This window comes from Micromonospora sp. DT63 (genome assembly GCF_049841615.1).
GTDB lineage: Bacteria > Actinomycetota > Actinomycetes > Mycobacteriales > Micromonosporaceae > Micromonospora.
Genome location: NZ_JBNCKQ010000003.1, coordinates 664,899 through 678,288, shown reverse-complemented (window position 1 = coordinate 678,288; position 13,390 = coordinate 664,899). Strand labels below are relative to the sequence as shown.

The window sequence follows — 13,390 nt, the reverse complement described above, 5'->3', positions numbered from 1 at the left end:
CCAAGGAAACACACACGCTCCGTGCAGGCCGCACCTGACCGGTCATCTCTCCTGAAGACAGAACAGCAGGTAGATCCCGGTGTTTCCTCTGTTGAAGCAGAGCAAAGGGGCTGAGCGGTTCGAACGGGGGCGGCTGGGGCAGTCACACTGAGCGACAGGTGGCGACGGCGCCGGTCACGCACCCACCGTTACGTGGGCGGCCCGAACGACCGGGCCGGGCTAGCGTCCGCCGGGCAGTTCCGGGCCGCCGTCGAGCAGGGCGGCCAGCAGGTCGCCGTACTCCTCGACCCGCTCCAGGACCTCGGCGGCGGTGAACTGGCGGACGGCGGGCTTCCGGCCGCGGGCGCCGGCCTCGACCTCGTCCCAGGTCAACGGCGTCGAGGCCGAGGGCGTGCGCTGGGCGCGCAGCGAGTACGGCGCCACTGTGGTCTTCGCCGCGTTGTTCTGGCTCCAGTCGATGAAGACCTTGCCGGGGCGCAGGTTCTTCGCCATCTTCGACACGATCAGCTTGGGGTGCGCCTTCTCCAGCTCCTGGGCGATCCGGCGCGCGTAGGCGGAGACGTCGTCGGCGGACTGGGTGCCGGCGATCGGGCAGCACAACTGCATGCCCTTCTTGCCGGACGTCTTCGGGTACGAGTCGATGCCGTCGTCGGCGAGCCGGTCACGCATCAGCACCGCCACCGGGCAGCACTCGGCGAGCCCGGCGGGCGGCCCCGGGTCCAGGTCGACGACCATCATGTCCGGGTCCTCGCCGACCTTCCACTGCGGTGTGTGCAGCTCCAACGCGGCGAGGTTGGCCAGCCAGACCAGGGTGGGCAGATCGTCGGCGACCACGTAGTCGATGGTCTCCCGACCCTTCGTCGACCCGGGCGCGGGCAGCGTCTCCACCCGCACCCAGTCCGGGGTCGCGGCCGGCTTGTTCTTCTCGAAGAAGGACTTGTCGTCGACCCCGTTGGGAAAGCGGATCCGGGTGACCGGGCGGTCGGACAGGTGCGGCAGCAGCACCGGAGAGATCCGGGTGTAGTAGTCGATCACCTCGCCCTTGGTGAAGCCGACCGCCGGATAGAGGACCTTGTCCAGGTTGGACAGCTCCAGCGGGCGGCCCTCGACGTCCACCCGCAGCTTCTCAGCCGGCATCGTCGACCTCCTCCGGCGGCTTGTCCGGGCGCAACCGCAGCACCCGGGGGAAGCGCAGCCGGCCGTCGGGGGTGCGTTGGCCGTACTTCACCTCCACCACCACCCGGGGTTCTACCCAGATGGCACCCCGGGCATCCTCGCGCGGCACGCCCGGCGCGAACGGTGACACGCCGGAGCGCAGCGGCTCCAGCTCGGCGAGGAGCTGCCGTTCGATGGCCGCCCCGATCCCGCCGCCGACCCGACCCCGGTAGATCAACCGGCCGTCCGGGCCGGGCACCCCGACCAGCAGTCCACCGATGCGGCGTGCACCCGGCCGCCAGCCGCCCACGACGAAGTCCCCGGTCACCTCCAGCTTGACCTTCACCCAGTCCGGGGAGCGCACACCGGGGCGGTAGACGGCGGCGACCCGCTTGGCCATCACGCCCTCCAGGCCGTGTTCGCCGGCCGCCTCGTAGGTCGCCGGGCCGTCGGTGAACACCGGCGGCACTGCCCATCGGGCGCCGCCGAGGCCGAGCGCGTCAAGTGCCTCCCGGCGACGCTCGTACGGCCAGCCGGTCAGGTCGTCGCCGTTGCGGCGCAACAGGTCGAAGATCATGTACGTGACCGGCATGACCGCCGCCAGCCGGGCCGCCTTGTTGCGGTCCCGGACGTGCATCCGCTCGGCGAGGGCCGTGAACGACGGCTGCCCGCCCTGGCCGAGCAGCACCACCTCGCCGTCGAGCAGCACGTCGTCGACCTGCTCGGGGAGGGTGGCCAGCTCGGGGTACGCGGCGGTGATCTCCACGCCGGAGCGGGCGTACAGGTGCTGGACGCCGCCGGAGATGTCGGCGAGCGCGCGGACCCCGTCCCACTTGAACTCGTACGCCCAGCCGTCACCCGCCGGGAGCGGCCCGGTCATCGCGAGCATCGGCTTGAGCGGCACGCCGGGCACGACCCGACTGTAGTAGCAGGCCGAACACCTCGCGTCGAGTTCCTTCGGATGCGAGCATGGTCGATACCGGGGAAGGGAGCGCAGGATGCGTGCCATCTGGAAGGGAGCCGTGTCGTTCGGGCTCGTCTCGATCGGGGTGAAGCTCTACTCGGCGACCGAGGAGAAGGACATCCGGTTCCACCAGGTGCACCGCGAGGACGGCGGCCGGATCCGCTACAAGCGCACCTGCTCGGTCTGCGGCGAGGAGGTCACCTACGACGACATCGCCAAGGGCTACGACATCGGCGGCGGCGAGATGGTGATCCTCACCGACGAGGACTTCGCCGACCTGCCGCTGACCAGCTCGCGGGCGATCGACGTGCTGGAGTTCGTGCCCGCCGAGCAGGTCGACCCCATCCTCTACAACAAGGCGTACTTCCTGGAGCCGGAAGGCACGGCCACCAAACCGTACGTGCTGCTGCGCGACGCCCTGACCGACTCGGAGCGGGTGGCCATCGTCAAGGTGGCGCTGCGCCAACGTGAACAGCTCGCCACCCTGCGGGTCCGCGAGGGTGTGCTGCTGCTCAACACGATGCTCTGGCCGGACGAGATCCGTAAGCCGGACTTCGGTTTCCTCGACGAGGACCTGAAGGTGCGCCCACCGGAGCTGGCCATGGCCAGCTCCCTGATCGACTCGATGACCGGCGAGTTCGAGCCGGACGTCTTCACCGACGACTACCGGGCCGCGTTGCAGGAGGTCATCGACGCCAAGGTGGAGGGTCGGGAGGTCGTCCAGCCGGAGGAGGCCGAGGAGGCACCGGCGGCGGCGGTGGACCTGATGGCCGCGCTGAAGGCATCTGTGGACCGGGCCCGTGCGGCACGCGGCGAACAGCCCGCGCGCGGTGGGGGCGGCGGCGAGCCGACGCCCATCTCGTCGGCCCGCTCGGCCCAGAAGGCGGCCGAGAAGAAGGCCGCCAAGGCGCCCGCGAAGAAGACCGCGGCGAAGAAGACGGCGGAGAAGAAGACCGCCGCCAAGAAGGCCGAGCCGGCGAAGAAGACAGCAGCGAAGAAGGCCGAGCCGGCGAAGAAGACGGCCGCGCGCAAGACCGCACCCCGCAAGAGCGCCTGACCCTACGGCGGCGACGAAGGGTGTCCGCCGGACCGGGTACGCTCCGCCGGCCGTTGGCCACCGGAGGAGCCCCCCATGCCGTACACCCCTGATCTGGACCGGTTGTTGACGCCCGGTGCCCGCTTCACCGACGAGTACGGCGCGTACCTGATCGAGGCCCACCCCGTGGACGACGTCGTGCTGCCCACCGGCCGGGTGGTCGGATGCGACCCGCTGGTCTGCCCGGAGGCCGAGCCGTACACCGTGACCGTGGTGCCGGGGCGGTATCCCGCCCGCGCCTGGGTGGCCGTGGTGCTGCGCGAGGGCGCCGAGGTGGACCGTCGGGTGGCCGCGCTGCAACTGGTGGTCTCCGACGAGCCGGCGACCCGTTGGGAGCCGGCCGTCGCGGGCGACCAGGACGTCGCCACGCTCGGCCCGGACGACTACTTCGGGTACGGGGTGGACGCGGGCGCCGGCACGCTCGCCGACCCGACGGCGCTCGCCGTCCTCGACGGCTGGGAGCACGACCAGGTCCAGGAGGTGTTCATCCCCGACGAGCTGCCCGTGTCGCCGGTCCGGGGCCTGATCACCGCAGTCCTCGACGAGGCCACCGGCGCCAATGTCGTCACCGTGGCCACGGGTTGGGGGGACGGCTGCTACGGCACCTGGATCGGGCGCGCGGCCGACGGAGGCGTGACGTCGTTCGTGACCGACTTCATGGTGATCCCGAAATAACGTCCCGCTAGGGCGTCGCTGGGCGATCCGAGGCATCCGGGGCGGGCACGGCAGGCCGCCGGGCGGGTACCGTGTGCGTCGGCTTTCCCCCCGGCACCGGGTGCCGGCCACACCTTCGCAGCAGGGAGTCGACGACGTGAGCGAGCGCACGCAGGAGAACCGGTCGGAGGGCCAGAGCCCGGCGACGAAGGCGGGGCGGCGGCTGGCCGCCCAGCTGGCCGCGCAGAAGGCCGCCGAGGCGAAGCGCCGCCGCCAGGCGTGGGCGGGCGGCCTCGCCGGCGTCGCCGTGATGGCGCTGCTGATCGGCGGTTTCGTGTGGATCGACAAGAACCGGAGCGACGACAAGCCCGCCAACCAGGCAGGCGCGACCCCGTCCGCCTCCGCCCCGGCCGCGGACGCCCCCACCGCGCCCCCGGCTCCGCAGCTGCCCGCGGGCTCCGACCCGGCGCTGGGCACCAAGCCGAAGGTGACGGCGGGCAAGGGTGAGCTGAAGAAGCTCACCGTCACCCCGGTGATCAAGGGCAGCGGCCCGGCGGTGAAGAAGGGCCAGACCATCACCACCAACTACGTGGGCGTCTTCTACAAGGACGGCAAGGAGTTCGACTCGTCCTGGAACGCCGGCCAGCCGGCCACCTTCCCCATCGGCGTGGGCCAGGTCATCCCCGGCTGGGACCAGGGTCTGGTGGGTGTGACAGTGGGCAGCCGGGTGCAGCTCGACATCCCGGGCGAGCTGGCGTACGGCAACGACGAGGCGAACGCGAACGGGCGGCCGACCGGTCCGCTGCGCTTCGTGGTGGACGTGCTCGCCGCCCAGTGACCCGTCCGGATCGCCCCGGTTGTCACCCCGGCGCGATGGACTTGTTCACATGGGGCTTCCTGCCCGTCACCCTCCGGCAGTAGGTTCGGCGTCACCCCGGGCGGCCCGCCGTCCGGGGTGACCAGGCGGACCGGGGACGCGGAGGTGCACGTGACGGCGCTGGACGAGCCCGGGCGGACCGCCCGGCTGATGTGGACGCACTTCGAGCCGGTGCATGCGGTCACCTACTTCCACCCGCGGGCCCGGGCCGCGCACGAGGCGGTCGGGCTGCGCGGCTACTGGCGCGGCTACTTCGCCGGCCGGACCGCCCCGCTGGGCGCCGCCGAGGCCGCCCCGGTCATCGCCGCGTTCTTCAACTTCGCACCACCCATGGTGAGCCGGGCCCTGCCGGCGGTCTGGCGGCTCGCCACCCCGCAGGAGGCCCTGCGCGCCCGGCTGACCGGCGCCGTGCAGGCCCTCGCCGAGCTGACCTACGAGCTGCCCGAGGCGCACCTGGCCGAGGCCGCCGATCTGCTGGAGCGGGCCGCCTCGGCGGCGCAGACCGCCGGTCGGGTGCTCGGCGCGGCCAACGCGGCGCTGCCGGTCGGGGAATACCCCCTCGCCCGTCTCTGGCAGGCCGCCACCACGCTGCGGGAGCTGCGGGGCGACGGGCACAACGCCGCCCTGGTGGCCGCCGGCCTGGACCCGGTGGAGACGCTGGCCTGGCGGGTCGCCGTGGACATGCCGGCGGAGAACCTGCTCGGCCGGGGCTGGTCCGAGGAGCAGTGGCGGGCCGCCCGCGAGCGGCTGGCACAGCGCGGCTGGCTGACCGGCGACGGCACGGCCACGGACGTCGGTCACGCCGGCTTCCAGGCGATCGAGGACGCCACCGACCGGGCCGCCGCGCATCCGTGGCTGGCCCTCGGCCCGGACGACACCGACCGGCTGCGTGAGCTGCTGGAGCCGATGGCCCGGTCGTGTCACACGGTGATCCCGCCGAACAGCCCGATCGGGCTGCCCGCGCTGCCCGGCTGACCGGCGGTCCGCCTCTCGGGCAGGATGGGCCCGTGGTGGATGCGGTGGTTTTCGACCTGGACGGTGTGATCGTGGATTCCGAACCGGTCTGGGAGGAGGTCCGGCGGGCGTACGTGGCGGCACACGGCGGGACGTGGCAGCCGGACACCCAGCGCCGGCTGATGGGCATGAGCACCGGTGAGTGGGCCCACTACCTCAGCGGTGAGCTGGGTGTGCGCCGCAGCGCCGGGCAGGTCGCCGACGAGGTGGTGCGGGAGATGGCCCGGCGCTACACCGACCACGTGCCGCTCATCGACGGCGCCGACGAGGTCGTACGCCGGCTGGCCGCGCGGTGGCCGCTGGGGTTGGCCAGCTCGTCACCGACCCGGCTGATCGCGGCGGCGCTGGACGCCACCGGCCTGACCGGCGCGTTCGGCGCGACCCTCTCCACCGAGGAGACCGAGCGGGGCAAGCCGGCGCCGGACGTCTACCTGGACGTCGCGCGGCGTCTCGGCGTCGACCCGACCCGGTGCGCGGCAGTGGAGGATTCGTCCAACGGCGTGCGGTCGGCCGCGGCGGCGGGGATGCGGGTGGTGGCGGTGCCGCACCTGTCGTACCCCCTCGACCCGGACGCGGCCGGGCTCGCGGTCGTGACGCTGGGGTCGATCGGTGAGTTGACGCCGGAGCTGGTGGAGGGGCTGGGTTGACGCGGGCAGACTGGGGAAGGAACAACGAATGAAAGCCATCGTGTACGAGCGCACCGGCGACCCTTCCGTGCTGGAGCTGGTCGACCGGCCGGTGCCGGAGCCGGGTGCGGGCGAGGTGCTGGTCCGGCTGGCGATGTCCGGGGTGAACCCGACGGACTGGAAGTCGCGGCGGGCCTTCCCGCCGGACGGGTGGCAGATCCCCGGGCAGGACGGCGCGGGCGTGGTGGAGGCGGTCGGCGAGGGGGTCGACCGTGAGCTGATCGGCCAGCGGGTCTGGATCTGGGAGGCGGCCTGGCAGCGGCCGTGGGGCACCTCCGCGGAGTACACGCTGGTGCCGGTGCGCCAGGCGGTTCCCCTGGGCGACGCCTCGTTCGAGCTGGGAGCCAGCCTGGGCATCCCGTTCCTCACCGCGCACCGCTGTCTGACGGCCGGCGAGTTCATGCCCGACGCGCTGCGCGCCGGTGCGCTTGCCGATCACACGGTGCTGGTGCAGGGCGGGGCGGGCGCGGTAGGCAACGCGGCGATCCAGCTCGCCCGCTGGGCCGACGCGACGGTGATCGCCACGGTGAGCAGCGCGGAGAAGGCGCAGCTCGCGGCGGCGGCCGGTGCCTCCCATGTGATCAACTATCGGGAGCAGGACGTGGTCGAGGAGGTCGGCAGGATCGCTCCGCACGGCGTCCACACGATCGTGGAGGTCGCGCCGGCCGCGAACGCGGCGGCTGACGTGCAGATGATCCGGCAGGGCGGCGCGGTCTGCGTGTACGCCGACAACGGCGGCACCGAGGTGACGCTCCCGATCCGCCCGCTGTACGTGGTGAACGCCCGCTGGCAGTTCGTGCTGGTCTACACGGAGCCGAAGGCGGCCAAGGCGCAGGGTGTGATCGACGTGGCGGCGGCGGCCAACCAGGGTGGTATCCGGGTCGGTGCGGACGCCGGTCTGCCGCTGCACCACTATCCGCTGGCCGACACGGCGGCGGCCCACCAGGCGGTCGAGGACTCGGCGGTGGGCAAGGTGCTGATCACCACCAGCGACGCCTGAACGGATCGCGCGACACCCGATTTCCCCGTCATCAGGACAGACGCGAACAATTTTCGCAACAATGACGGTGCGGGATAACCCCGCGTGGAGCGGGCGGCCCCGGCGCGGTGCGAACGCCGGGGCCGCCCCTGGGGAGGAATGTCAGGAGAACTCCTCTGCCCAACAGGCGACAGTGCCCGGTAAAACGTTACGGTGCTGTCAGCTCCCGGACAGTCAGCTCACCGTCGGCGTACCGCGAACGGACGACCTTCTTGTCGAACTTGCCGACGCTGGTTTTCGGCACCGTGTCGATGAACGCCCACCGCTCGGGCAGCTGCCACCTGGCGATCGAACCGGCCAGGAAGTCCCGCAGCTCCTCGGCGGTCACCGAAGCGCCCTCACGGACCACCACGGTCGCCAGCGGCCGCTCGTCCCAGCGCTCGTCCGGCACGCCCACCACGCACGCCTCCAGCACGGCCGGGTGCGCCATCAGCGCGTTCTCCAGCTCCACCGACGAGATCCACTCGCCGCCGGACTTGATCACGTCCTTCGCCCGGTCGGTGAGCGTGATGTACCCGTCCGGGGAGAGCATGCCCACGTCGCCGGTACGCAACCAGCCGTCGCGGAACTTCTCCTCGTCCGGGGCGTCGTCACCGACGTACCGCGCGGTCACCCACGGTCCACGGACCTCCAACTCGCCCACGGCCGTGCCGTCGGCGGGCAGCGGCTCGCCCAGCGGCCCGACGATGCGCGCCTGCACCCCGGCCGGCACGCGACCCTGCGTGTAGCGGTAGCGCCAGGCCTGCTCGCCGGTCGCCCCCGCCGGCGGCCGGGAGACCGACCCCAGCGGCGACATCTCGGTCATCCCCCAGGCGTGGATGACGTCGATCCCGTGCCGCTCGTCGAACGCGTGCATCAACGCCGGCGGGCACGCCGAGCCGCCGACGATCACCTCGGTGAGCGAGGACGTGTCCACGTCGTGGCTGTCCAGGTAGGCCAGCAGGTCGGTCCAGATGGTCGGCACCGCGCCGGCCAGGGTGGGCCGCTCGGCGGCGATCATCTCGGCGATCGGCGCGGCCTGGAGGAACCGGTCCGGCATGATCAGTGACGCGCCGGAGAGGAACGCCGCGTACGGCAGACCCCACGACATGGCGTGGAACATCGGCACGATGGCCAGCTCCCGGTCGGTCGGCCCGAGACCGAAGCCCTCCGGCATGCAGACCTGCAACGAGTGCAGGTAGATGGACCGGTGCGAGTAGGCGACGCCCTTCGGGTTGCCGGTGGTGCCCGACGTGTAGCAGAGCGCGGCGGCGTCCCGCTCGTCCACCTCCGGCCAGTCGTACACGTCGGGCCGGTCGGCCAGCAGCGCGTCCCAGTGGTGCACGGTGATCCGGTCGCCCGCCGCCGCCACCAGCGGGGCGGGGTCGCCACCGCCGACCACCACCACGTGCCGCACCGTGCTCAGCTCGCCGATCACCCTGGCCAGCAGCGGGATGAGCGTGGTGTCGACGAGCACCACCCGGTCCTGCGCGTGGTTGGCGATGTAGGCGACCTGGTCGGGAAAGAGCCGGAGGTTGAGGGTGTGCAGCACCGCGCCCATGCTCGGCACCGCGAAGTAGGCCACCAGGTGCTCGTTGTTGTTCCACATGAAGGTGGCGACCCGCTCGTCGCCGGTCACCCCGCACTCGTCGCGCAGCGCGTGGGCCAGCCGGGCGGCGGTGCGACCCACCTCGGCGTACGTCATCCGGCGGGGCTCGCCGCCCGTCCAGGTGACCACCTCGGCGGTGCCGTGCACCCCTGCGCCGTGGTCGAGGATCCGGGAGACCTGCAGGGGGGCGTCCATCATCGTGCTACGCATGGGTAACAAGCTAGTGTCGGCGGTCACACGTTGGGAACCCCCGTAAATTGTCGCAGGTGAGCATCTCCTGGGCCGACTCGTACGTGGGGCAGTTGCGCGCGCTCGCCGGGGACCGGACGCTGATGTTCGTCGGCGCCCGAGCCGTGGTCAGCGACAACGCGGGGCGCATCCTGCTCATCCAACGCTCGGACAACGGTCAGTGGGCCATGCCCGCCGGCGCCATGGAACTGGGCGAGTCGATCGCCGACTGCGCGGTCCGCGAGGTCCGCGAGGAGACCGGGCTGCGGGCGCTGCGGGTCTGCGCGTTCGCCCTCTACACCGGCCCGGACCGGACCAGCACCAACATGTACGGGCACACGTACCAGGTCTTCACCACCGCGTTCAAGGTCGAGGAGTGGGACGGGCAGCTGACCCGGGTCACCGACGAGACCACCGACGCCGGCTTCTTCCCCCGCGACCGCTTCCCGACCCCACTCTCCGGCTCGGTGTTGGAAACCCTGGCCGACCTGGACGTCTTCGAGCAGACGAACCGGCTGATCCTCAAGTAGGTCCTACTGCGGGTAGCGCATCTCGGCGAAGAACCCCTCCTGGATCCAGTTCGGGTACGCGACCGGCAGCTTGGTGGCCTCGTCCAGCTCGGTGAGGTCCTGCTCGGTCAGCGTGAGGTCCGAGGCGGCGATGTTGTCCACCAACTGCTCGTGCTTGCGGGCTCCGACGATCACGCTGGTCACTGCCGGCCGGGACAGCAGCCAGGCGACGGCCACCCGGGCCGGGCTGACCTCGTGCCGCTCGGCGACGCCCTTGAGCACGTCGACCACAGCGAAGGCGTGCTCGGGTTCGAACGGCGTGAAGCTGGAGTAGCCGGGCTGGGCGCTGCGGGCGCCGCTGTCGGCGACGGCGCCGTCCCGGCCGACCTTGCCGGAGAGGAATCCACCGGCGAGAGGGCTCCACACGGTCAGGCCGACGCCCGCGTCGAGCGCCATCGGCACCACGTCGCGCTCCACGTCCCGACCCAGCAGGGAGTAGTACTCCTGGACGGAGACGAAGCCGGCGAGCTTCTCCCGCGCGGAGATGCCGAGCGCCTTGGAGATCTGCCAGGCGGCGAAGTTGGCGCAGCCGATGTAGCGGACCTTGCCCTGTCGGACCGCGTCGTCGAGCGCGCGCAGCATCTCCTCCATCGGCGTGACCTGGTCGAAGTTGTGGATCTGGTACAGGTCGATGTGATCGGTGCCCAGCCGGCGCAGGCTTTCCTCCAGGTTCTGCATGATGTGCAGGCGGGAGGTGCCGACGTCGTTGGGGCCGGGGCCGGTGCGCGAGTGCACCTTGGTGGCCAGCACGACGTCGCGACGCCGCTTGCCGAGCGCCTGGCCGAGCAGTTCCTCGCTCTCCCCGTCGCTGTAGCCGTCGGCGGTGTCGACGAAGTTCACGCCCGCGTCGAGCGCCGTGTCGACCATCCGCTGCGCCTCGGGCAGCGCCAGTCCGCCGAGGGTTCCCCAGAGCGGGTGTCCGCTGCCACCGAAGGTCATCGCGCCGAGCGAGATCTCCGAGACGTACACCCCGGTGGTGCCCAGCAGTCGGTACTTCACCTGTGTTGCTCCTCGTGGTGGGGGGTCGGAGGCCACGTCGGCACTCCGGCGGTCACTGTGTCGGACACTGTGTCCGGCAGCGAGCGTACGTCGTCGGTCGCGCCCCCGGCCACCTAGGATCTCGACCATGCCCTCGATCACCCGACGTCGCCCGCACAACCCGGACGGGCGGGCGGCCGTCGAGGCACGGGTGCTGGCGGCCACGGAGCGACTGCTCCAGGGGGGCGCCCGCTTCACCGACCTCGGCGTGCAGCGGATCGCGGCCGAGGCCGGAGTGGCCCGGTCGACCTTCTACACCCACTTCCGGGACAAGAGCGAGCTGCTCATGCGCCTCGCCGGCACCATGCGAGAGAGTTCCTTCGACCGCACCAGCGGCTGGGACCCGGGCGGGCCCGGCGACCCGCTCGCGCGGCTGACCGAGGTCTTCGCCGACGTGATCCGGATCTACCGGACGTACGCCCCGGTGCTTGCGGCGGTCAGCGAGGTCGCCGCGTACGACGAGGTGGTCCGGGAGTACTGGGCAGCGGGGCTGGAACGGTTCGTGAGGCGCACGGCGGATGCCCTCCGCGCCGAGCAGCAGGCCGGGCGTACCCCCGCCGACCTGGACGTCACGGCCGCCAGCCGCTTGATCGTGATCGGCGGCGACCGCTTCCTCGCCGACCACGTCAGCACGACCACGGCCGACCCCGGGACCGACGCGGCGGCAGCGCGGGAACTTGCGGCGACATGGTGGTACGGCGCGTACCGCCGCCCGGCTTGATCAATTCCGCTCGAATTCGCCCTGCCAGCCGGCTCGTCGGCTGGCAGGGCGACCGGGCGTGGTCAAATCATCGTCTGGGACTTGGCCTCCATGTCCGCCGCGGCCTCATCCTTCGATTCCTTGGTCAGCGGTTTCCCGCCCGGCGCCGGCGCCTCTCCGCCGAGCGGGTCGGCACCGCCCTTGGCGCCCTGCGGGCCGGCACCGCGTAGCTCGTTGTTGGGCAGCGCCAGGGTGACCAGCACCGCCACGATGGCAACGAGACCGGTGGTCAGGAAGACCAGGTGCAGCGACTCCACGAACGACGCCTGGATGGCGGCCCGGACGGCGCCGGGCAGGGCCATGATGGTCGCCGGGTCGTTGATCGAGATGTTCGTGCCGCCACTCGCCGCGACAGCGGCCCGCTGCTCCGGCGGAAGCTGGGCGATCGCACCGGGCAGCCGGTCGGCGAGCTGCGAGTTGAGCCGCGACGAGAGCACCGTGCCGAGAATCGCCACCCCGAACGAGCCGCCCAGCGACCGGAAGAACGTCGCCGACGAGGTACCGGCGCCCAGGTCGCGGATGGAGACCGCGTTCTGCACCGCGAGGACGAGCGACTGCATGCACAGACCGAGGCCGACGCCGATCACCACCATGAAGCCGAACGCCATCCAGAGCGACGTGCCCACCTGCAACCGCGTGAACAGCAGCATGCCGAGCACCAGGGTGGCCGCCCCGGCCACAGGGAACCACTTGTACCTGCCGATCCGGCTCATCGCCCGTCCGGTGAGGATCGAGGTCACGATGATGCCGGCCATCATCGGCAGCATCAGCAGACCGCTGCGGGTCGGCGAGGCGCCCTTGACGATCTGGAGGTACAGCGGGATGAAGATGATCGACCCGAACATCACCAGACCGAGCACGAAGCCTGCGGAGTTGGCCAGCGCGAACGTGGCGCTGCGGAACAGCCGCAGCGGCAGGATCGGCTCGGCGACCCGCGCCTCCTGGAGCACGAAGAGCACCGCCAGGACCGCACCCGCGACGAAGAGGCCGATGATCAGCCCGGAACCCCACGGGTACTCGTTGCCGCCCCAGCTCAGCGCGAGCAGGAGGCAACTCACCCCGGCCACCAGCAGGCCGGCGCCGAGCCAGTCGATCGCGTGGTTCCGGCGCTCGAACGGGATCAGCCGCATCACGTGGTAGCAGACCACGATGGCCAGGATCGCCAGCGGCACGTTGATGTAGAAGATCCACCGCCAGTCGGTCTCGGCGAAGTATCCACCGACCAGCGGGCCGGCCACCGACGCGATGCCGAACACCGCTCCGAACAGACCCTGGTAGCGGCCTCTCTCCCGGGGTGAGACCACATCCGAGATGATCGTGAACGCCAGCGTCAGCAGACCACCGGCGCCGAGACCCTGGATGCCCCGCGTGACGATCAGCTGGGTCATGTTCTGCGACAGGCCGGCCAGCAGCGACCCGACCAGGAACGTACCGATCGAGAAGAGGAAGACCGGGCGACGCCCGTACAGGTCGGCCATCTTGCCGTACAGCGGGGTCGACGCGGTCGAGGCGAGCAGGTACGCCGTGACCACCCACGAGTAGTGGTTGATCCCACCCAGCTCACCGACGATGGTCGGCAGGGCCGTGCCGACGATGGTCTGGTCGAGGGCGGCCAGCAGCATGCCCGTCATCAGGCCCAGCATGAGCAGCCGGATCTGCTGGCGATTCAGTACCGGCGCGGCAGAGGCTTCGGTGGTCATCAAGCCCTCTTTCCCGACCACC

The 13,390-nt window shown here is 71.5% G+C and carries 13 protein-coding genes; 8 read left to right on the top strand and 5 right to left on the bottom strand.

Translation table 11 applies throughout. The annotated features are described in order from the left end of the window. Positions 1-219 precede the first annotated feature (219 nt). Both ligD (ACLQ27_RS15560) and ligD (ACLQ27_RS15555) read right to left on the bottom strand, forming a co-directional pair. Entirely contained in the window at positions 220-1,137 is a 918-nt protein-coding gene (ligD, locus tag ACLQ27_RS15560; protein WP_234584192.1) for a non-homologous end-joining DNA ligase, read from the bottom strand. Continuing rightward, positions 1,127-2,068: a non-homologous end-joining DNA ligase gene (gene ligD, locus ACLQ27_RS15555; RefSeq protein ID WP_425867273.1), complete on the bottom strand. Its 942-nt coding sequence runs from the start codon at positions 2,066-2,068 to the stop codon at positions 1,127-1,129. Before ligD (ACLQ27_RS15555) ends, ligD (ACLQ27_RS15560) begins: the two co-directional genes overlap by 11 nt. An 85-nt stretch (positions 2,069-2,153) precedes the next feature. Between ligD (ACLQ27_RS15555) and ACLQ27_RS15550 the strand changes: the two genes are divergently transcribed. From ACLQ27_RS15550 to ACLQ27_RS15525, 6 genes are all read left to right on the top strand, one after another. Continuing rightward, positions 2,154-3,176: a Ku protein gene (locus ACLQ27_RS15550; protein WP_357491071.1), complete on the top strand. Its 1,023-nt coding sequence runs from the start codon at positions 2,154-2,156 to the stop codon at positions 3,174-3,176. A gap of 75 nt (positions 3,177-3,251) precedes the next feature. Further along, positions 3,252-3,890, top strand: coding sequence for a DUF4241 domain-containing protein (locus ACLQ27_RS15545; RefSeq protein WP_425867271.1), 639 nt, complete (start codon positions 3,252-3,254; stop codon positions 3,888-3,890). Between the two features lie 100 nt (positions 3,891-3,990). Continuing rightward, positions 3,991-4,707: an FKBP-type peptidyl-prolyl cis-trans isomerase gene (locus ACLQ27_RS15540; RefSeq protein ID WP_234584188.1), complete on the top strand. Its 717-nt coding sequence runs from the start codon at positions 3,991-3,993 to the stop codon at positions 4,705-4,707. 189 nt (positions 4,708-4,896) lie between these two features. Further along, a complete protein-coding gene (locus ACLQ27_RS15535) occupies positions 4,897-5,721 on the top strand; it encodes an SCO6745 family protein (RefSeq protein ID WP_234584218.1) in 825 nt (274 codons plus the stop codon). Further along, positions 5,718-6,407: an HAD family hydrolase gene (locus ACLQ27_RS15530; protein WP_425867351.1), complete on the top strand. Its 690-nt coding sequence runs from the start codon at positions 5,718-5,720 to the stop codon at positions 6,405-6,407. Before ACLQ27_RS15535 ends, ACLQ27_RS15530 begins: the two co-directional genes overlap by 4 nt. 28 nt (positions 6,408-6,435) lie before the next feature. Further along, a complete protein-coding gene (locus ACLQ27_RS15525; protein WP_357491079.1) occupies positions 6,436-7,446 on the top strand; it encodes an NADPH:quinone reductase in 1,011 nt (336 codons plus the stop codon). A 187-nt stretch (positions 7,447-7,633) separates the two neighbouring features. Here ACLQ27_RS15525 and ACLQ27_RS15520 read toward each other — a convergent pair whose 3' ends face one another. Continuing rightward, a complete protein-coding gene (locus ACLQ27_RS15520) occupies positions 7,634-9,283 on the bottom strand; it encodes a fatty acid--CoA ligase (protein ID WP_357491081.1) in 1,650 nt (549 codons plus the stop codon). A gap of 56 nt (positions 9,284-9,339) precedes the next feature. Here ACLQ27_RS15520 and ACLQ27_RS15515 point away from each other — a divergent pair, with 56 nt between their 5' ends. After that, on the top strand, positions 9,340-9,831 hold the full coding sequence (locus ACLQ27_RS15515; RefSeq protein WP_355134399.1) for an NUDIX domain-containing protein: 492 nt from the start codon (positions 9,340-9,342) through the stop codon (positions 9,829-9,831). Positions 9,832-9,834: 3 nt separating this feature from the next. Here the strand turns inward: ACLQ27_RS15515 and ACLQ27_RS15510 are convergent, their stop codons facing one another. Further along, positions 9,835-10,869 carry an aldo/keto reductase gene (locus tag ACLQ27_RS15510; RefSeq protein ID WP_357491083.1) on the bottom strand — a complete coding sequence of 345 codons (1,035 nt, stop codon included), beginning with the start codon at positions 10,867-10,869 and terminating at the stop codon, positions 9,835-9,837. Positions 10,870-10,996: 127 nt separating this feature from the next. On the opposite strand from ACLQ27_RS15510, the gene ACLQ27_RS15505 reads away from it, so the two are divergent. Beyond that, positions 10,997-11,629: a TetR/AcrR family transcriptional regulator gene (locus ACLQ27_RS15505; RefSeq protein WP_425867267.1), complete on the top strand. Its 633-nt coding sequence runs from the start codon at positions 10,997-10,999 to the stop codon at positions 11,627-11,629. Positions 11,630-11,691: 62 nt separating this feature from the next. On the opposite strand, the gene ACLQ27_RS15500 is transcribed toward ACLQ27_RS15505, so the two are convergent. Continuing rightward, complete coding sequence (locus tag ACLQ27_RS15500; protein ID WP_357491087.1) at positions 11,692-13,368, bottom strand: MDR family MFS transporter; 1,677 nt, start codon at positions 13,366-13,368, stop codon at positions 11,692-11,694. Between the last annotated feature and the right edge of the window lie 22 nt (positions 13,369-13,390).